The sequence below is a fragment of the Catenulispora acidiphila DSM 44928 genome, assembly GCF_000024025.1.
Classification (GTDB): domain Bacteria; phylum Actinomycetota; class Actinomycetes; order Streptomycetales; family Catenulisporaceae; genus Catenulispora; species Catenulispora acidiphila.
The window spans coordinates 8,906,710-8,925,419 of sequence record NC_013131.1 but is presented as its reverse complement, the minus strand read 5'-3'; the positions used below and the strand labels follow the sequence as shown (position 1 = coordinate 8,925,419).

The following is an 18,710-nucleotide window of genomic DNA, read 5'->3' as shown; positions in this document are numbered from 1 at the left end:
ATGGGCCTGGAAGAGAAACTGCCCGCAGGATTCCTCCTCACGACGGTGGAGGGCCTGGCGGGCTATATGCGCAAGTCGTCGGTCTGGCCGGCGACGTTCGGATTGGCCTGCTGTGCCATCGAGATGATGGCCACCGGCGCCGGACGCTATGACCTGGCACGCTTCGGCATGGAGCGGTTCTCCGCCACGCCGCGCCAGGCGGACCTGATGATCGTGGCGGGCCGGGTGAGCCAGAAGATGGCCCCGGTCCTGCGCCAGGTCTACGACCAGATGGCGAACCCCAAGTGGGTCATCGCGATGGGCGTGTGCGCCTCCAGCGGCGGCATGTTCAACAACTACGCGATCGTGCAGGGCGTGGACCACATCGTGCCGGTCGACATCTACCTGCCGGGCTGCCCCCCGCGCCCGGAGATGCTGCTGGACGCGATCTTGAAGCTCCACGAGCAGATCCAGAGCATGCCGCTGGGCGTGAACCGCAAGAAGGCCGCGGAAGAGGCCGAGAAGGCCGCGATGAACGCCAAGCCGACGATCCTGATGGAAGGGCTCCTCCGGTGACTGAGAACGTACCCGCGGTCCCGGAGCAGGGTGCTGATTCCCCGGGCGGCGAACTGATCGCCACCCGCAAGGGCATGTTCGGCGCCCGCAACGGCGGCGACACCTCCGGCTACGGCGGCCTGGTCCGCCGGATCGAGCTGCCCGGCGCGAGCCAGCGGCCCTACGGCGGCTACTTCGACGTCATCGCCGACGAACTCGAGGGCGCGCTGGAGGAGCAGGGCCTGCCGCTCGAGGCGATCAGCGCCTACGTGGTCTACCGCGGACAGCTGACCATCCACGTGCCGCGCGAGCACCTCGTCCGGGTCGCCAAGACCCTGCGCGACGACCCCGCGCTGCGCTTCGAGATGTGCCTGGGCGTCACCGGCGTGCACTTCCCGGAGCAGTCCGGCCGCGAGCTGCACAGCGTGGTTCCGCTGCTGAGCATCACGCACAACCGCCGGATCCGCCTGGAGACCACCGCTCCGGACGTCGATCCGCACATCCCCTCGCTCTACGAGGTCTACCCCACGGTCGACTGGCACGAGCGCGAGAGCTACGACATGTTCGGCATCATCTACGACGGCCACCCCGGCCTGACCAGGATCCTGATGCCGGACGACTGGCTGGGGCACCCCCAGCGTAAGGACTACCCGCTCGGCGGCATCCCCGTCGAATTCAAGGGTGCGCAGATCCCGGCTCCGGACCAGCGGAGGGCCTACTCATGACCGTCATCGACGAGACCGGCGAATCGGTCAACGACAGCGAGGGCCGCGTCTTCACGGTCGCCGGCGGCGACTGGGACGAGATCCTTGCCGGTCTGCAGGAGAGCCCCGAAGAGCGCATCGTCGTCAACATGGGACCGCAGCACCCCTCGACGCACGGCGTGCTCCGGCTCATCCTGGAGATCGACGGCGAGACCGTCACCGAGGCCCGCTGCGGCATCGGCTACCTGCACACCGGTATCGAGAAGAACACCGAGTACCGCAACTGGGTGCAGGGCACGACCTTCGTGACCCGCATGGACTACCTGACGCCGCTGTTCAACGAGGCGGCGTACTGCCTGGCGGTGGAGAAGCTCCTGGACATCGAGGAGCAGATCCCCGAGCGGGCCAGCGTCATCCGGGTCCTGATGATGGAGCTCAACCGGATCTCCAGCCACCTGGTGTGCCTCGCCACCGGCGGCATGGAGATGGGCGCGCTGACCATGATGACCGCGGGCTTCCGCGAGCGCGAGGAGACGCTGGACCTCTTCGAGTTCATCACCGGGCTGCGCATGAACCACGCGTACATCCGCCCCGGCGGCGTCGCGCAGGATCTGCCGCCCGGCGCGGTGGACAAGATCGGCAACTACATCAAGCTCATGCGCAAGCGCTTCCCGGACTACGCGAAGCTGTGCAACGAGAACCCGATCTTCCGCGGCCGCACCGAGGGCGTGGGCCATCTGGACCTGGCCGGCTGCATGGCCCTGGGCATCACCGGCCCGGTGCTGCGCAGCACCGGCCACCCGCACGACCTGCGCAAGTCCGAGCCGTACTGCGGCTACGAGACCTACGACTTCGAGGTCGCGACCTGGGACACCAGCGATGCCTACGGCCGCTACCGGGTCCGCCTGACCGAGATGTACGAGTCGCTGCGGATCGTCGAGCAGTGCCTGGACCGCATCCAGCGCACCCAGGGCCACCCGGTCATGGTCGAGGACAAGAAGATCGCCTGGCCCGCGCAGCTGGCCCTCGGCAGCGACGGCATGGGCAACAGCCTGGACCACATCCGGCACATCATGGGCGGCTCCATGGAAGCCCTGATCCACCACTTCAAGCTGGTCACCGAGGGCTTCCACGTCCCGGCCGGCCAGGCCTACGCGGCGGTGGAGTCGGCCAAGGGCGAGCTGGGCGTGCACGCGGTGTCCGACGGCGGCACGCGGCCCTACCGGGTCCACTTCCGCGACCCGTCCTTCACGAACCTGCAGGCGACCGCGGCGATGTGCGAGGGCGGCCAGCTGGCCGACGTCATCGTCGCCGTCGCCTCCCTGGACCCGGTTATGGGTGGAGTGGACCGTTGAGCGACAAGTCAGCCTACGAACACCTGGCCAAGCTGGACGGGGACGCGGACGCCATCGTGGCCCGCTACCCCCAGTCCGGCTCGGCGCTGCTCCCGCTGCTGCACCTGGTGCAGAGCGAGGAGGGCTACGTCTCCCCGGCGGGCATCGAGTACTGCGCCGCCAAGCTCGGACTGTCCACCGCCGAGGTCTCGGCGGTCTCGACGTTCTACACGATGTACAAGCGGCGCCCGGTCGGCGACTACCACGTCGGGGTGTGCACCAACACGCTGTGCGCGGTGATGGGCGGCGACGCCATCTTCGCCACGCTCAAGGAGCACCTGGGCGTCGGCAACGACGAGACCACCGAGGACGGCAAGGTCACGCTGGAGCACATCGAGTGCAACGCGGCCTGCGACTTCGCGCCGGTGATGACCGTCAACTGGGAGTTCCTGGACGACATGAACCCCGACAAGGCGGTCCGGGTCGTCGACGAGCTGCGCGCGGGCAAGGAAGTGCACTCCACCCGCGGCCCGGCCCTGTGCACCTTCAAGCAGGCCGAACGGATCCTGGCCGGATTCGAGGACACCCGGGCCGGCGCGGTCGCCGGCGGCGGCGCCGCCGGCCACGCCACGCTGGCCGGTCTGCTCGTCTCGCAGGGCCGGACCCCGACCGGTCCGGCCCTCACCACGGAGGCCTCCGAGTAATGGCACCTGAACTCACCCCCGTCCTGTCCCGGGGCTGGCTGGACTCCGAGCCCTGGACGCTCGCCGGCTACCAGCGGCGCGACGGCTACACCGCCGTCAAGCAGGCGCTGCGGATGCACCCCGACGAGGTGATCCAGCTCGTCAAGGACTCCGGACTGCGCGGCCGCGGCGGCGCGGGCTTCCCCACCGGCATGAAGTGGGGCTTCATCCCGCAGAACGACGGCAAGCCGCACTACCTGGTGGTGAACGCCGACGAGTCCGAGCCGGGCACGTGCAAGGACATCCCGTTCATGATGGCCAACCCGCACGAGCTGGTGGAGGGTGTGATCATCGCGTGCTACGCGATCCGCGCCAGCCACGCGTTCATCTACGTGCGCGGTGAAGTGCTGCACGTGCTCCGCCGCCTGCAGGCAGCGGTACGCGAGGCGTACGACGCCGGATTCCTCGGCAAGGGCGTCTTCGGCACCGACTTCGACCTCGAACTCACGGTGCACGCCGGAGCCGGCGCCTACATCTGCGGCGAGGAGACGGCGCTGCTGGACTCCTTGGAGGGCAAGCGGGGGCAGCCTCGTCTGCGTCCTCCCTTCCCGGCCGTCGCAGGGCTCTACGCCAGCCCCACATGTGTCAACAACGTCGAGTCCATCGGTTCGGTTCCCGCGATCGTCCGCAACGGCGTGGACTGGTTCAAGGGCATGGGCAGCGAGAAGTCCCCGGGCTTCACGCTGTACTCGCTGTCCGGTCACGTGAAGCACCCCGGGCAGTACGAGGCGCCTCTGGGCATCACGCTGCGCGAGCTTCTGGACTACGCCGGCGGCGTCCGCCCCGGCCACCGCCTGAAGTTCTGGACCCCCGGCGGCTCCTCGACCCCGATGTTCACCGAGGAGCACCTGGACGTCCCGCTGGACTACGAGGGTGTCGGCGCCGCCGGCTCGATGCTGGGCACCAAGGCGCTGCAGATCTTCGACGAGACCACCTGTGTGGTGCGCGCCGCTCTGCGCTGGACCGAGTTCTACGCCCACGAGTCGTGCGGCAAGTGCACGCCGTGCCGCGAGGGCACCTACTGGCTCGTGCAGATCCTCAAGCGCATGGAGAAGGGCGAGGGCACCGAGGACGACCTCGGCAAACTCCTGGACCTGTGCGACAACATCGTGGGCAAGGCCTTCTGCGCCCTCGGCGACGGTGCCGCCGCGCCGATCCAGTCCTCGCTCAAGTACTTCCGGGACGAGTACCTGGAGCACTTCGAACGCGGCGGGTGTCCTTTCGACCCGTCCCTGTCCACCGTGTGGGCCGACAGCCCGCTGTCATTCGCGAGGACCAGCGCATGACCGTGACCACTCAGAATTCCGCAGACAGCGGCAAGGAGGTGGCGGTGCCTACGCCACCTCCCGTCGATCTCGTGACCATCACCATCGACGGCATCGAATTGCAGGTACCCAAGGGCGAGCTGATCATCCGCTCCGCGGAGCGGATCGGCGTCCAGGTGCCCCGGTTCTGCGACCACCCGCTGCTCGCCCCGGCCGGCGCCTGCCGGCAGTGCATCGTGGAGGTGGAGGGCCAGCGCAAGCCGGTGGCCTCCTGCACCGTCACGGTCACCGACGGCATGGTGATCAAGACCCAGCTGACCTCGCCGGTCGCCGAGAAGGCCCAGCGCGGGGTGATGGAGCTGCTGCTCATCAACCACCCGCTGGACTGCCCGGTCTGCGACAAGGGCGGCGAGTGCCCGCTGCAGAACCAGGCGATGAGCACCGGCGCCGGGGAGTCCCGGTACGAGGGCGTCAAGCGCACCTTCCCCAAGCCGATCAACATCTCCAGCCAGGTGCTGCTGGACCGCGAGCGCTGCGTGTCCTGCGCGCGGTGCACGCGGTTCGCCGACCAGATCGCCGGCGACCCGTTCATCACGCTGATCGAGCGCGGCGCCAGCCAGCAGGTCGGGATCTCGGTGGCCGAGGACCAGGACTTCGCGTCCTACTTCTCCGGCAACACCGTGCAGATCTGCCCGGTCGGCGCGCTGACCGGCGCGGCCTACCGGTTCCGGTCGCGGCCGTTCGACCTGGTCTCCTCGCAGAGCGCCTGCGAGCACTGCGCGGCCGGCTGCGCGCTGCGGACGGACCACCGGCGCGGCAAGGTCACCCGGCGCATGGCGACCGAGGACCCGCAGGTGAACGAGGAGTGGAACTGCGACAAGGGACGCTGGGCGTTCCAGTACTCGCAGGCTCCCGGCGCCAAGCGGATCACCTCGCCGCTGATCCGCGACCGCGAGACCGGCGAGCTGGTCCCGGCCTCCTGGCCCGAGGCGCTGGCCTTCGCCGCGGAGGGCCTGAACGCCGCCCGCGGCCGGGCCGCGGCACTGGTTGGCGGCCGGCTCACGCTCGAGGACGCCTACGCCTACGCGAAGTTCACCCGGATCGCGCTGGAGACCAACGACATCGACTTCCGGGCGCGGCCGCACTCCGAGGAGGAGGCCGAGTTCCTGGCGTCCCTCGTCGCCGGCTCCGGTCTGGCGACCACGTACGCGGACATCGACCTCGCCCCGGCCGTGCTGCTCGTCGGCTTCGAGCCGGAGGAGGAGTCGCCGATCGTCTTCCTGCGGCTGCGCAAGAACGTGCTGGCCCGCCGGCTCGCGGTCGCGGCCATAGCGCCGTACGCCACGCGCGGGCTGGACAAGCTCAAGGGCGCGCTGCTGAAGGCGGCGCCGCTCACCGAGCCGGCGTTCCTGGCGGCGCTGGCCGACGCCGGACCGGACTCCGGTCTGGACGCCGCGGGCCTGAAGACCGCCGAGGACCTGCGCAAGCCCGGGGCGGTGATCCTGGTCGGCGAGCGGCTCGCCGTCGTGCCGGGGGCGCTGACCGCGGCGGTGAAGCTGGCCGGCGTGACCGGGGCGAAGCTCGCCTGGGTCCCGCGCCGCGCCGGGGAGCGCGGCGCGCTGGAAGCCGGCGCGCTGCCGAACCTGCTGCCCGGCGGCCGTCCGGCCACCGACCCCGAGGCCCGCACCGAGGTCGCCGCCCGCTGGGGCGTGGCGAACCTGCCGGGCGCCTTCGGCCGCGGAGCCGACCAGATCGTCGACACCGCGGTGCTCGGCGGGATCGCAGGCCTCGTGGTCGCCGGCGTCGACCCCTATGACACCGCCGACCCGCAGGCGTTCCTGGACGCCCTGGAGCGCGTGCCCTGCGTGGTCTCGCTGGAGTTCCGGCACACCGCGGTCACCGAGCGCGCGCACGTGGTGTTCCCGGTGGCTCCGGTCGCCGAGAAGTCCGGCACGTTCGTGGACTGGGAAGGCCGCCCGCGGCCCTTCGAGACCGCGCTGGACGCCGACGCCGTCCAGGCCGCCGGGCTCGGCGAGATGCCGGACCTGCGCGTGCTGGACCGGATCGCCGACGCGATGGACGTGCACCTGGGCCTGCCCACGGTCGGCGCGGCCCGCACCGAGCTGGCGCAGCTGGGCCTGTGGCACCGGGAGAAGACCCCGGCGCTCAACGGCGCTCCGGCGGACCTGCCCAAGCCGGCGGTCGGCGAGGCCGTCCTGGCCACCTGGCACCTGCTGCTGGACGCCGGGTCGCTCCAGGCGTTCGAGCCCTTCCTGGCCGGCACCCGCAAGCCCACCGCGGTCCACCTGAGCAAGGAGACCGCCTCGGAGATCGGAGCCGCCGAGGGCGACCCGGTCACCGTGTCCACCGAGTACGGATCGATCACCCTGCCGCTGCGGATCGCCGACCTGGCCGGCCGCGTGGTGTGGCTGCCGACGAACTCCGAGGGTTCGCAAGTCCGCCGCGCACTGCGGGCGGACACCGGCGCCCTGGTCAAGATCGCGCGTGCTGCGACCGAAGTGGAGGCCAGCGCATGAGCGCACTCGGCACTGTGGTGTCGACGGCGGTGACCCCGCTGGTCGCCGACGCCACCACCCCGACGAACTACGAGGACCTCTCGTTCTTCGGCCGGGACCCGTGGTGGCTGATCCTGATCAAGGTCGTCGCGGTCTTCGCGTTCCTGGTCGTCACGGTCCTGATGGCGATCCTGTTCGAGCGCAAGATCGTCGGCTACATGCAGCAGCGCATCGGCCCGAACCGGACCGGCCCGTGGGGCATGCTCCAGTCGCTGGCCGACGGCGTGAAGCTGATGCTCAAGGAAGACATCATCCCCACCGCGGCGGACAAGATCGTCTTCATCCTGGCGCCGCTGATCGCCACGATCCCGGCGTTCCTGGCGATCGCCGTGGTGCCCTTCGGCCCGGCGAACAACCAGGTGTCGATCTTCGGCCACCGCACGCCGCTGCAGCTGACCGACCTGCCGGTCGCCATCTTGTACGTGCTGGCCGCGACCTCGATCGGGATCTACGGCATCGTGCTGGCCGGCTGGGCCTCCGGCTCGACCTACCCGCTGCTGGGCGCCCTGCGCTCCACCGCGCAGATGATCTCCTACGAGATCGCGATGTCGCTGTCCTTCGTGGCGGTGTTCATCTACGCCGGCACGATGAGCACCTCGGGCATCGTGAACAGCCAGCACAGCTGGTGGAACTGCCTGCCGCTGCTGCCCTCCTTCGTCATCTACGTGGTGTCGATGGTCGGGGAGACCAACCGCGCGCCCTTCGACCTCCCCGAGGCCGAGGGCGAGCTGGTCGGCGGGTTCCACACCGAGTACTCCTCGATCAAGTTCGCGCTGTTCTTCCTGGCCGAGTACATCAACATGGTCACCGTCTCCTCGCTGGCCGTGCTGATGTTCCTCGGCGGCTGGCACGCCCCGTGGGGCGTGCAGTCGGTCTGGCACGGCGCGAACAGCGGCTGGTGGCCGGTGATGTGGTACGTGATCAAGCTCGTGGTGTTCATGCTGTTCTTCTTCTGGCTGCGCGCCACGCTGCCCCGCCTGCGCTACGACCAGTTCATGAAGCTGGGCTGGAAGGTGCTGATCCCGTCCTCGCTGGTGTGGCTGCTGGCGGTGGCGATCGTGCGGACCCTGAAGAACCAGGGCGACCTGAACCGCTCGCACCTGATCTACATCCTCGGGCCGGTCATCGCGGTGGCCCTGGTGGCCTGGATCATCAGCGAGGTCCGGTACCGGCAGACCAGCGAGCTGGAGAAGGCCGAGGAGGCCGCCGCGGCGGCCAAGCCCTTCGACCCGATGGGCGGCGGGTTCCCGGTGCCGCCGCTGCCCGGCCAGACGATGCCGGCCTACACGCCGCGCCGTCCCCGGGCCGCCCTGGTGGGCGCGTTGATGGAATCAGCGGAGCCGCAAGAACTCGAAGCGGGAGACCCCGATGTCTGACCAGCAGAACCCTTACTCCGGTAAGGAGAAGCCGAAGAACCCGCTGGCCGGGGTCGCGGGGTTCGGCGTCACCTTCTCGACGATGTTCAAGAAGCGGACGACCGAGCAGTACCCCGAGGAGCCCAAGCAGACCGCGCTGCGGTTCCACGGCCGGCACCAGCTCAACCGGCACCCCGACGGGCTCGAGAAGTGCGTCGGCTGCGAGCTGTGCGCCTGGGCCTGTCCGGCGGACGCCATCTACGTGGAGGGCGCGGACAACACCGAGGAGGAGCGCTACTCCCCCGGGGAGCGCTACGGCCGCGTCTACCAGATCAACTACCTGCGCTGCATCCTGTGCGGGCTGTGCATCGAGGCGTGCCCGACCCGGGCGCTGACCATGACCAACGAGTTCGAGCTCGCGGACAGCTCGCGGGCCAGCCTCATCTACACCAAGGACGAGCTGCTCGCCGGGCTCACCGAGGGCATGGTGGAGTCCCCGCACTCGATCTTCCCGGGCATGACCGCCCAGGACTACTACGAGGGCAAGGTCACCGCGGCCGCGCCGGGCACCGTCCCGCAGCAGCGCGGCTCGGCCAAGCCCGACTCGGACGGGGAGGACGCGTGATGAGCCTTCCGCTCGCTCTGTCGGAGCAGGGCGTGACACTGGCCGCCGGGCTGAGCAAGACCTCCGACGGCGAGGCGTTCCAGTTCTACGTCCTGGGCGCCGTGGCGCTGCTCGGGGCGCTGGGGACGGTCTTCTCCAAGAAGGCCGTGCACTCGGCGCTCTCGCTGGCCATGACCATGATCTGCCTGGCGATGTTCTACCTGGCGCAGGGGGCGTACTTCCTCGGCGTGGTGCAGATCGTCGTCTACACCGGCGCGATCATGATGCTGTTCCTGTTCGTGCTGATGTTGGTCGGCGTCTCCAGCGCCGACTCCTTGGTGGAGACCATCAAGGGCCAGCGCAAGCTGGCGGTGCTGGCCGCGATCGCCTTCGCGGTGCTGATCATGGTGGCCCTGGGCCGCGCGCGGCTGGGGACCTTCGCGGGCTCCGGGCCGGCCAACGCCGGCGGCGGCAACGTCAAGAACCTCGCGGACCTGATCTTCAGCAAGTACTTCTGGGCCTTCGAAGTCACCTCGGCGCTGCTGATCACCGCCGCGGTCGGCGCGATGGTCATGACCCACCGGGAGCGCCTGGTGGCCCGCAAGTCGCAGCGCGAACTGGTCGAGGACCGCGTGCGCACCGGCAAGCGGATGACGCCGCTGCCGACGCCCGGTGTCTACGCGCGGCACAACGCGGTGGACATCCCCGCGCTGCTGCCGGACGGCTCGGTCGCCGAGGACTCGGTGAACGCCACCCTGCAGGCCCGCACCCCGGTGCGCGACGCGGTCGGTCTGACCGCCGTCACCCGGGAGAACATGGCGGTGCCGCGGCAGGGCGAGGCTCCCGAGCTCGAAAACGCTTCGACGAACGGGGCTGCCGAATGAATCCCGACAATTACCTCTTCCTGTCGGCGCTCCTGTTCACGATCGGCGCCTTCGGGGTCCTGATCCGCCGGAACGCCATCGTGGTCTTCATGTGCGTGGAGCTCATGCTCAACGCCGTGAACCTCTCGCTGGTGACCTTCTCCCGCCTGCACGGCGACCTCACCGGCCAGGTCATCGCCTTCTTCACGATGGTGGTCGCGGCCGCCGAGGTCGTGGTCGGGCTGGCCATCATCGTGTCCGTGTTCCGCACCCGCCGCTCGGCCTCGGTCGACGACGCAAACCTGCTGAAGTACTGAGAGGCGGGCCGAGTAAGCAATGGAAAGTCTCATCTGGCTTGTCCCCGGACTGCCGCTCTTCGGCGCGGCGATCCTGCTCCTCGGGGGCAAGCGCACCAACGCCTGGGGGCACCTGTTCGGGTGCCTGACGGCGCTGGGCAGCTTCGCCCTCGGGGCCGGGCTGTTCTTCACGATGCTCGGCAAGCACGGCGCCGCGCGCACCATGCACCAGCACCTGTACTCCTGGGTCCCGGTCCCCGGCACGGGGCAGCACCCGTTCCAGGCCGACGTGTCCTTCCAGCTCGACCAGCTCTCGATCGTGTTCGTGCTGCTGATCACCGGTGTCGGATCGCTGATCCACATCTACTCGATCGGCTACATGGGCCACGACGCCGAGCGCCGGAAGTTCTTCAGCTACCTGAACCTCTTCCTGGCCGCGATGCTGATCCTGGTCCTGGCCGACAACTACCTGCTGCTCTACGTCGGCTGGGAGGGCGTCGGTCTGGCGTCCTACCTGCTGATCGGGTTCTGGCAGCACAAGCCGAGCGCGGCGGCCGCGGCGAAGAAGGCGTTCGTCGTCAACCGCGTCGGCGACGTCGGTCTGTCGATCGCCATCATGCTGATGTTCGTCACCTTCGGCTCGTTCAGCTTCGGGCCGGTCTTCGGGTCGGCCGGCGGCGCCTCCAAGGGCACGCTGACCGCGATCGGGATCATGCTGCTGCTGGCCGCCTGCGGCAAGTCGGCGCAGTTCCCGCTGCAGTCCTGGCTCGGCGACGCGATGGAGGGCCCGACCCCGGTCAGCGCCCTGATCCACGCCGCGACCATGGTGACCGCCGGCGTCTACCTGATCGTCCGCTCGCACGCGATCTTCGACCTGTCGCCGACCGCGCGCCTGCTGGTGACCATCGTCGGGGCGATCACGCTGCTGTTCGGTGCGATCGTCGGTTGCGCCAAGGACGACATCAAGAAGAGCCTGGCCGGCTCGACGATGTCGCAGATCGGCTACATGATCCTGGCCGCGGGCCTGGGCCCGATCGGCTACGCGTTCGCCATCATGCACCTGGTCACCCACGGCTTCTTCAAGGCCGGGCTGTTCCTGGGCGCCGGCTCGGTCATGCACGGCATGAACGACGAGGTGAACATGCGCCACTACGGCGGCCTTCGCAAGTACATGCCGATCACCTTCGGCACGTTCTTCCTGGGCTACCTGGCGATCATCGGCTGCCCGCCGTTCTCCGGCTACTTCTCCAAGGACAAGATCATCGAGGCCGCCTTCAGCAAGGGCGGGACCTCCGGGGCGATCCTCGGCGGCGCGGCCCTGCTCGGCGCGCTGATCACCGCGTTCTACATGACGCGCATGGTGATCATGACCTTCTTCGGCGAGAAGCGCTGGGTGGAGGACGCCGACGGACACGAGCCGCACCCGCACGAGTCGCCGCTGTCGATGGCGCTGCCGATGCTGCTGCTCGCGGTGGGCTCGGTGGCCGCGGGCTTCCTGTTCAACCTGAACTCGTCGTTCGTGGACTGGCTGGAGCCGGTGACCGGTCCGCGTGTGGAGGGCAAGATGCCCGGCGGGCTGACCTCCTCGACCGTCGGATACATCACGCTGGCGGCGGTGGCCGTGGGCGTGGCGATCGCGATCGCGCAGTACGGGACCCGCAAGGTGCCGGCCGTCGCCCCGCGCGGCAGCTTCATCACCGTGGCGGCCCGCAAGGACCTGTACGGCGACGCCTTCAACGAGGCGGCGCTGATGCGTCCGGGCCAGTACCTGACCCGCACCCTGGTCTACACCGACAACCGCGGCGTGGACGGGGCGATCAACGGCCTGGCCGCGCTGGTCGGCGGGACCTCGGGACGGTTGCGGCGGCTGCAGACCGGCTTCGTCCGCTCCTACGCCTTGTCCATGTTCGGAGGAGCGGCCGCCCTGGTCGCCGCGATCCTCTTCGCGAAGCTCTAAAGGGAGAGATGGAGATGAGCAGCTTTCCCTGGTTGACCACGCTGGGCGTCGTCCCGCTGGTCGGATCGGCCGCGGTCGCCGTGGTGGCGAAGGAGAAGAGCGCGGCGGCCAAGAAGATCGCGCTGGGCTTCAGCGTGGCCACGCTCGGCATCGGCATCGCGATGGCGACCCAGTTCAAGAAGGGTGGCGACCGGTTCCAGTTCACCGAGAGCCACCAGTGGATCAAGGCTTTCAACATCAACTACGGCCTCGGGGTCGACGGGATCGCCCTGGTGCTGATCCTGATGACGCTGGTCCTGATGCCCGTGGTGATGCTGGCGGGCTGGCACGACGCGGACGAGGCGCAGGCCGACGGCCGCCGCTCGGTGCGCGCGTACTTCTCGCTGTACCTGTTGCTGGAGACCATGATGATCGGGGTCTTCGCGGCCACCGATCTGTTCCTGTTCTACGTGTTCTTCGAAGCCATGCTGATCCCGATGTACTTCCTCATCGGCGGTTTCGGCGGTCCGCAGCGGTCCTACGCCGCGGTGAAGTTCCTGCTGTACTCGCTGTTCGGCGGCCTGTTCATGCTGGCCGCGCTGATCGGGCTGTACGTCGCCTCGGGCAAGCACCTGGGCACCGGGACCTTCGACTTCCAGACGCTGGCCACCGCGGTCGCGCACGACCAGCTGGGCATCAGCCCGGGGCTGGGCAAGGCGTTGTTCCTCGGGTTCTTCGTGGCCTTCGCGGTGAAGGCGCCGCTGTTCCCATTCCACACCTGGCTGCCCGACGCCGCCGCCGAGGCCACCCCCGGCTCGGCGGTGCTGCTGGTCGGCGTGCTGGACAAGGTCGGCACCTTCGGGATGCTCCGGTACTGCCTGGAGCTGTTCCCCGGGGCGTCGAAGTTCTTCACGCCGCTGGTGATCGGGATGGCGATCGTCGGCACGATGTACGGCGCGCTGCTGGCCATCGGCCAGACCGACATCAAGCGCCTGATCGCCTACACCTCGATCTCGCACTTCGGTCTGATCACCCTCGGGGTGTTCGCGATGACCTCGGCGGGCCAGAGCGGCGCCTCGCTCTACATGGTGAACCACGGGCTGTCGACCGGCGCGCTGTTCATCGTCGCCGGCTTCCTGATCTCCCGCCGCGGCTCGCAGCTGATCGACGACTACGGCGGGGTGAACAAGGTCGCGCCGAAGCTGGCCGGCGTGTTCCTGATCGCCGGGCTGTCCTCGCTGGCGCTGCCGGGCCTGTCCTCCTTCGTCTCGGAGTTCCTGGTCCTGGTCGGCACCTTCGAGCGCTACAAGGCGGTGGCGATCGTGGCCACCGCGGCGATCATCCTGGCCGCGCTGTACGTGCTCTGGCTCTACCAGCGGACCATGACCGGCCCGCTGAAGGCCGGGCTGGAGGGCATGAAGGACCTGCGGGCGCGGGAAGTGATCGCCGTGGCGCCGCTGATCGCGCTGATCATCGGCCTGGGCTTCTACCCCAAGCCGGTGCTCGACGTCGTGAACCCCTCCGTCAACACCACTTTGCAGCACGTGCACAAGCAGGACCCGGCTCCGGCTCTGCCGAACGTGCTGCAGACTCCGGAGAAGGTGGACTCCAAGTGAGCGTTCTGAGCACTCTCCTCGCCGCGGCGCCGGGCGCACCGGCGACGCCGGGCGGTCTCACCACCACGGCGAACACCTTCACGGCGCCGCATGTCGAGTACCGGGCGCTGATGCCGATGCTGGTGGTGTTCGGCGCCGCCACGATCGGCATCCTCATCGAGGCCTTCCTGCCGCGGACCCGGCGCTACTGGCCGCAGGTCGCGGTGTCGCTGGCCGGCGTCCTGGTGGCGCTGGGCTTCGTGATCGCCAACCACGGCATGGCCGAGACCACCGCCGCCGACGCGGTGTCGGTGGACGGCGTGACGCTGTTCCTGCAGGGCACCATCCTCGCGCTGGCGCTGCTGGCGCTGCTGCTGGTGGCCGAGCGCGGGACCCCGGTGGTGGACCTGGACGCCTTCACGGCGCAGGGCGCCACCGCCCCGGGCTCCGGCGGCGAGCGCGCGGCGGACACCGCCGGGCTGCGGACCACCGAGGTCTTCCCGCTGATGCTGTTCTCGGTCGGCGGCATGCTGCTGTTCCCGGCCGCGAACGACCTGCTGACCTCCTTCGTGGCGCTGGAGGTGCTGTCGCTGCCGCTGTACCTGCTGTGCGGGCTGGCGCGCCGGCGCCGCCTGCTGTCGCAGGAGGCCGCGATGAAGTACTTCCTGCTGGGGGCGTTCTCCTCGGCGTTCTTCCTGTACGGCATCGCGATGCTCTACGGCTACTCCGGCTCGGTGCGGCTGTCCGACATCGCGACCTCGATCACCGCGGCTCCGCACTCGGACGTGCTGGTGCTGATCGGCATCGCGCTGCTGGCGGTCGGGCTGCTGTTCAAGATCGGCGCCGTGCCGTTCCACGCCTGGACCCCGGACGTGTACCAGGGCGCGCCGACCCCGATCACCGCGTTCATGGCCGCCGCCACCAAGGTGGCCGCGTTCGGGGCGCTGCTGCGCATCGCCTACGTGGCGCTGCCGGGCATGCGCTGGGACTGGCGCCCGGTGATGTGGGGCGTGGCGGTCCTGACCATGCTGGCCGGCGCGATCCTGGCGATCACCCAGCGCGACATCAAGCGGATGCTGGCGTACTCGGCGATCCTCAACGCCGGCTACATCCTGCTCGGCGTGATCTCCACGACCACCAAGGGCGTCAGCGCGACGCTGTTCTACCTGGCGGCGTACGGGTTCGCCACGGTCGGCGCGTTCGCGGTGGTGACCCTGGTGCGCGAGTCGGTGCGCGGCGGGTCGGACTCCGGCGAGGGCGGCGAGGACGACTCGGTGACGATCGGCGGCGAGGCCACCGACCTGTCCGCCTGGGCCGGTCTCGGGAAGCGTTCCCCGCTGCTGGCGGCGTGTTTCACGGTGTTCCTGCTGGCGTTCGCGGGCATTCCGCTGACCTCCGGCTTCACCGGGAAGTTCGCGCTGTTCACGGCGGCGATCGACGGCGGCGCCTGGCCGCTGGTGATCGTCGGGGTGATCGCCTCGGCGGCGGCGGCGTTCTTCTACGTGCGTGTCATCGTCCTGATGTACTTCAGCGAGCCGCTCCGGGACGAGGTGTCCGGTCCGGTCGTGGTCGTGCCCTCGCCGATGACCACGATCGCGCTCACCGTCTCGGTGGCGCTGACGATCGCGCTCGGCGTGCTCCCGCAGATCGCGCTGGACCTCGCGAACAAGGCGGCGTACTTCGTGCAGTAGCCCGGCCACGCACAGCGACGCCCCGGACCGCTTCGGCGGTCCGGGGCGGTCGTTTTTCCTCTTTCGCCGAGCAAAGCACCGGCGCGGTACGGTGACCGGCCGGGGTGCCTCTTGCTCGAAAGTGCTGCCAGATAACCTAGGACCAACCTGTGAAGCATCTTTTGACGAACGAGCGCGACCCCGACCGACCGCCCACCACCGCCCGACCTGGAAGGCCGCCGCAGTGAGTACTCCCGGCACGCTGACCCCGCCGCTTCATCAGACGTCGTCGGGCTGGGGTCCGTTCGCAATCGCCATGCAGCAGGACGAGGCCCTGTCCGTGGCCCTCAAGGACGGCCTGCTGCGCGTGGAGGAGGTGCTGCTGGAGTACACCCGCAGCGACCACGCCTACATCAGCGAGATCACCTCGCACCTGGCCCAGGCCGGCGGCAAGCGCACCCGGCCGCTGCTGGTGCTGCTGGCCGCGCAGTTCGGCGACGCGGCCCGCGCCGGCGTCGTCGAGGCCGCCGTGGTGATCGAGCTGACCCACCTGGCCACGCTCTACCACGACGACGTCATGGACGAGGCGGCCCTGCGCCGCGGCGTGGCCTCGGCGAACCAGCGCTGGGACAACTCGCTGGCCATCCTGTCCGGCGACTTCCTGTTCGCCCGCGCCTCGACCCTGCTCTCCGAGCTGGGACCGGACGCCGTCCGGATCCAGGCGGAGACCTTCGAGCGTCTGGTGAGCGGCCAGATCTCCGAGTCGGTGGGCCCGAAGAACGGCCAGAACCCGGTGGACCACCACCTGGAAGTCCTGGCCGGCAAGACCGGCTCGCTGATCGCCACCGCCGCCCGCTTCGGCGCCATGTTCGCCGGCTGCACCGCGGAGCAGGAACGCATACTGGCGGACTTCGGCGAACTGTTCGGCGTCGCCTTCCAACTCTCCGACGACCTCCTGGACATCGCCTCGGAATCCGAGCAGTCCGGCAAGACCCCCGGCATCGACCTCCGCGAAGGTGTCCACACCCTCCCGATGCTGATCGCCCTGGCGATGGACGGCTCAGCCGACCCCGAGACCGCCCGCCTGCAGGACCTCCTGCACACCGACCTGTCGACCGACGACGCCGCCTTCGACGAGGCGCTGGCACTCCTGCGCGCGCACCCGAGCATGGGACAGGCCCGGGACGTCGTGCGCGGATACGCGGAGAAGGCGAAGTCGGTGCTGGAGCCCCTGCCGGAGGTGCCGGCGAAGGAAGCGCTGCGCGCGGTGTGCGACGTGGTGATCTCGCGGACGGTGTAGCGCCGCGGAACTCTTGAGCTGAGCCAAGAGCGCGCCGACGACGGGATGTCGTCGGCGCGCTTTTTCGTGGGTCCGGCGGGCTTTCAGCTCGGCGTGTCGATGAACTCGGTGAGGGTCATGTCGAAACTACCGGGTGCTTCGTGTTCGGCTTGTCAGCGCGCTTTTTGCGAGCCCCGGCAAGCTTTCAGCCCAGCGCGTCGATGAACTCGATGAGGATCATGTCGAAACTACCGGGTACTCCGTGTTCGGCTCGTCGGCGCGCTTTTTCGTGGGTCCGGCGGGCTGTCAGTTCAGCGTGTCGATGAACTCGGTGAGGGTCATGTCGAAACCATCGGGCGCTCCGTGTTCGGCTCGGCGGCGCGCCTTTTTTTGTGGGTCCGGCGGGCTGTCAGTTCAGCGCGTCGATGAACTCGGTGAGGGTCATGTCGAAACCATCGGGCGCTCCGTGTTCGGCTCGGCGGCGCGCCTTTTTTTGTGGGTCCGGCGGGCTGTCAGTTCAGCGCGTCGATGAACTCGATGAGGATCATGTCGAAACTACCGGGTACTCCGTGTTCGGCTCGTCGGCGCGCCTTCTTTGTGAGTCCGGCGGGCTTTCAGCTCAGCGTGTCGATGAACTCGGTGAGGATCATGTCGAACTCCTCGGGGTGCTCCATGTTCGGGTAGTGCGCGGCGTCGGCGATCGTGACCGTGCGGGCGCCGGTTACGCCGGCGGCGAGGCGTTCGGCGTTGTGCCGGTGGTCGTCGGAGTCGGCGCCGCCGATCACCGCCAGGAGCGGGATGCTCAGGTGTGCGGCGCGGGCCCAGGTGTTCTCGGCGTGGCTGGACCAGTCCTTGGTGTCCGTGTGTTTGGCCCAGGTCTTGGCTGTCATCTCGGCGATCAGCGCCGGGATCGCGGGGTCCAGGTCGGCCGGGTCGCGGTGCGGGCCGGTGGTGAGGGAGTTCCAGATCTTCAGGGCGCCCGCGACGTCGCCGGCGGACAGCGGCGGCCAGATCGCCGCCAGGGTCCGCGCGGTCCAGCCGTCGGCGAATTCCGGTTCGCTGGTGCCCGCGCCGCTGACCACGAGCGCGCGGACCAGCTCGGGGTGTTCCAGGGCGGTGTCGGTCGCGGTCGCGGCGCCCATCGAGACGCCGACCAGGATCGCCGGGCCGGCGTCGAAGTGGCGGATCAGGGCCGCGACGTCGTCGGTGTGCCGGAACGGGGCGGCGGCGACGGTGCTGTCGCCGTGGCCGCGGGCGTCGGGAGCGACGGTGCGGAAGTCCGCGGGAAGGCTCTGCAGCTGCGCGTTCCACTGGCGGTGGTCGAGGAAGCCGCCGTGGAGGAGCACGACGAGCGGGCCGCTGCCCTCGTCGCGGTAGGCCAGCCGGCCGCCGTCGGGCAGGGACACGGAGTGCGTCGCGTTCATGACACCCAAGGTGCCATTCTCGCGGCAGGTTGGCAACCCAGGTGTCATAATGAAGCCGTGCCCGAGGAACCGCTGCCGCCCGAGGAACTCGCCGCGCGGCTCGCCGAGATCTACCTGCTGGTCGGACCGCTGTACCGGCGCGTCCTGCGCAAGGTCGAGCTGGGCGAGGAGATCGAGGGCATCGGCGTCGGAGTGCGCGCGGTGCTGGACATGCTGCGCCTGGCCGGCCCGATGACCGTGCCGCAGATGGGCCGCGCGCAGGCACTGAGCCGGCAGTTCGTGCAGCGCACGGTGAACGACGCCGCCGCGCGCGGCCTGGTCGAGGCCGTCCCGAACCCGGCGCACCGCCGCTCGTCGCTGATCCGCCTCACCGACCCCGGCCGCGCCGCCATCGAGGCCGTGATCGCCCGCGAGCGCGGATTGCTCGGCCAGGTCGGCGGCGCACTGACGCGGGGCGACGTGGACGCCTGTGTCAAGGTGCTGTCGAGCATGCTGGCGGCGGTGTCCGACGTCGAGGTGGACGGGGAGTAAG

General features: G+C 69.5%; 16 protein-coding genes. 15 read left to right on the top strand and 1 reads right to left on the bottom strand.

What is annotated here, in order from left to right; genetic code table 11:
• From CACI_RS38005 to CACI_RS37940, 14 genes are all read left to right on the top strand, one after another.
• Positions 1-555, top strand: coding sequence for a NuoB/complex I 20 kDa subunit family protein (locus CACI_RS38005; protein WP_015796239.1), 555 nt, complete (start codon positions 1-3; stop codon positions 553-555).
• Positions 552-1,259, top strand: coding sequence for an NADH-quinone oxidoreductase subunit C (locus tag CACI_RS38000; protein ID WP_015796238.1), 708 nt, complete (start codon positions 552-554; stop codon positions 1,257-1,259). Before CACI_RS38005 ends, CACI_RS38000 begins: the two co-directional genes overlap by 4 nt.
• Positions 1,256-2,593: an NADH-quinone oxidoreductase subunit D gene (locus CACI_RS37995; protein WP_015796237.1), complete on the top strand. Its 1,338-nt coding sequence runs from the start codon at positions 1,256-1,258 to the stop codon at positions 2,591-2,593. The genes CACI_RS38000 and CACI_RS37995 overlap by 4 nt, the downstream gene beginning before the upstream one ends.
• Complete coding sequence (gene nuoE, locus CACI_RS37990) at positions 2,590-3,276, top strand: NADH-quinone oxidoreductase subunit NuoE (protein WP_015796236.1); 687 nt, start codon at positions 2,590-2,592, stop codon at positions 3,274-3,276. The genes CACI_RS37995 and nuoE overlap by 4 nt, the downstream gene beginning before the upstream one ends.
• On the top strand, positions 3,276-4,601 hold the full coding sequence (nuoF, locus tag CACI_RS37985) for an NADH-quinone oxidoreductase subunit NuoF (RefSeq protein WP_015796235.1): 1,326 nt from the start codon (positions 3,276-3,278) through the stop codon (positions 4,599-4,601). Before nuoE ends, nuoF begins: the two co-directional genes overlap by 1 nt.
• Complete coding sequence (locus tag CACI_RS37980) at positions 4,598-7,117, top strand: NADH-quinone oxidoreductase subunit G (protein WP_015796234.1); 2,520 nt, start codon at positions 4,598-4,600, stop codon at positions 7,115-7,117. Before nuoF ends, CACI_RS37980 begins: the two co-directional genes overlap by 4 nt.
• Positions 7,114-8,532: an NADH-quinone oxidoreductase subunit NuoH gene (gene nuoH, locus CACI_RS37975; protein WP_015796233.1), complete on the top strand. Its 1,419-nt coding sequence runs from the start codon at positions 7,114-7,116 to the stop codon at positions 8,530-8,532. Before CACI_RS37980 ends, nuoH begins: the two co-directional genes overlap by 4 nt.
• Positions 8,525-9,136, top strand: coding sequence for an NADH-quinone oxidoreductase subunit NuoI (gene nuoI, locus CACI_RS37970; protein WP_015796232.1), 612 nt, complete (start codon positions 8,525-8,527; stop codon positions 9,134-9,136). Before nuoH ends, nuoI begins: the two co-directional genes overlap by 8 nt.
• Entirely contained in the window at positions 9,136-9,999 is an 864-nt protein-coding gene (locus tag CACI_RS37965; RefSeq protein ID WP_015796231.1) for an NADH-quinone oxidoreductase subunit J, read from the top strand. The genes nuoI and CACI_RS37965 overlap by 1 nt, the downstream gene beginning before the upstream one ends.
• The gene (nuoK, locus tag CACI_RS37960) at positions 9,996-10,295 is read left to right on the top strand and encodes an NADH-quinone oxidoreductase subunit NuoK (RefSeq protein WP_015796230.1); all 300 of its coding nucleotides are present in this window, start codon (positions 9,996-9,998) and stop codon (positions 10,293-10,295) included. Before CACI_RS37965 ends, nuoK begins: the two co-directional genes overlap by 4 nt.
• Before the next feature lie 19 nt (positions 10,296-10,314).
• Complete coding sequence (gene nuoL, locus CACI_RS37955) at positions 10,315-12,231, top strand: NADH-quinone oxidoreductase subunit L (RefSeq protein ID WP_015796229.1); 1,917 nt, start codon at positions 10,315-10,317, stop codon at positions 12,229-12,231.
• Between the two features lie 14 nt (positions 12,232-12,245).
• Positions 12,246-13,826: an NADH-quinone oxidoreductase subunit M gene (locus CACI_RS37950; protein WP_015796228.1), complete on the top strand. Its 1,581-nt coding sequence runs from the start codon at positions 12,246-12,248 to the stop codon at positions 13,824-13,826.
• A complete protein-coding gene (gene nuoN, locus CACI_RS37945; protein WP_015796227.1) occupies positions 13,823-15,496 on the top strand; it encodes an NADH-quinone oxidoreductase subunit NuoN in 1,674 nt (557 codons plus the stop codon). Before CACI_RS37950 ends, nuoN begins: the two co-directional genes overlap by 4 nt.
• 295 nt (positions 15,497-15,791) lie before the next feature.
• Positions 15,792-16,775: a polyprenyl synthetase family protein gene (locus CACI_RS37940; RefSeq protein ID WP_041543417.1), complete on the top strand. Its 984-nt coding sequence runs from the start codon at positions 15,792-15,794 to the stop codon at positions 16,773-16,775.
• Between the two features lie 593 nt (positions 16,776-17,368).
• Here CACI_RS37940 and CACI_RS37935 read toward each other — a convergent pair.
• Positions 17,369-18,178 carry an alpha/beta fold hydrolase gene (locus CACI_RS37935; RefSeq protein WP_015796225.1) on the bottom strand — a complete coding sequence of 270 codons (810 nt, stop codon included), beginning with the start codon at positions 18,176-18,178 and terminating at the stop codon, positions 17,369-17,371.
• Positions 18,179-18,235: 57 nt separating this feature from the next.
• Between CACI_RS37935 and CACI_RS37930 the strand changes: the two genes are divergently transcribed.
• Positions 18,236-18,709 carry a MarR family winged helix-turn-helix transcriptional regulator gene (locus CACI_RS37930; RefSeq protein ID WP_015796224.1) on the top strand — a complete coding sequence of 158 codons (474 nt, stop codon included), beginning with the start codon at positions 18,236-18,238 and terminating at the stop codon, positions 18,707-18,709.
• The last annotated feature ends 1 nt before the right edge of the window (position 18,710 follow it).

Coding starts and splice junctions, on each gene's coding strand:
- CACI_RS37965 (WP_015796231.1), top strand. CDS start 9,136: ATGAGCCTTCCGCTCGCTCTGTCGGAGCAGGGCGTGACACTGGCCGCC.
- CACI_RS37980 (WP_015796234.1), top strand. CDS start 4,598: ATGACCGTGACCACTCAGAATTCCGCAGACAGCGGCAAGGAGGTGGCG.
- nuoI (WP_015796232.1), top strand. CDS start 8,525: ATGTCTGACCAGCAGAACCCTTACTCCGGTAAGGAGAAGCCGAAGAAC.
- nuoF (WP_015796235.1), top strand. CDS start 3,276: ATGGCACCTGAACTCACCCCCGTCCTGTCCCGGGGCTGGCTGGACTCC.
- CACI_RS37940 (WP_041543417.1), top strand. CDS start 15,792: ATGCAGCAGGACGAGGCCCTGTCCGTGGCCCTCAAGGACGGCCTGCTG.
- nuoH (WP_015796233.1), top strand. CDS start 7,114: ATGAGCGCACTCGGCACTGTGGTGTCGACGGCGGTGACCCCGCTGGTC.
- nuoK (WP_015796230.1), top strand. CDS start 9,996: ATGAATCCCGACAATTACCTCTTCCTGTCGGCGCTCCTGTTCACGATC.
- CACI_RS37995 (WP_015796237.1), top strand. CDS start 1,256: ATGACCGTCATCGACGAGACCGGCGAATCGGTCAACGACAGCGAGGGC.
- CACI_RS38005 (WP_015796239.1), top strand. CDS start 1: ATGGGCCTGGAAGAGAAACTGCCCGCAGGATTCCTCCTCACGACGGTG.
- nuoL (WP_015796229.1), top strand. CDS start 10,315: ATGGAAAGTCTCATCTGGCTTGTCCCCGGACTGCCGCTCTTCGGCGCG.
- CACI_RS37935 (WP_015796225.1), bottom strand. CDS start 18,178: ATGAACGCGACGCACTCCGTGTCCCTGCCCGACGGCGGCCGGCTGGCC.
- CACI_RS37950 (WP_015796228.1), top strand. CDS start 12,246: ATGAGCAGCTTTCCCTGGTTGACCACGCTGGGCGTCGTCCCGCTGGTC.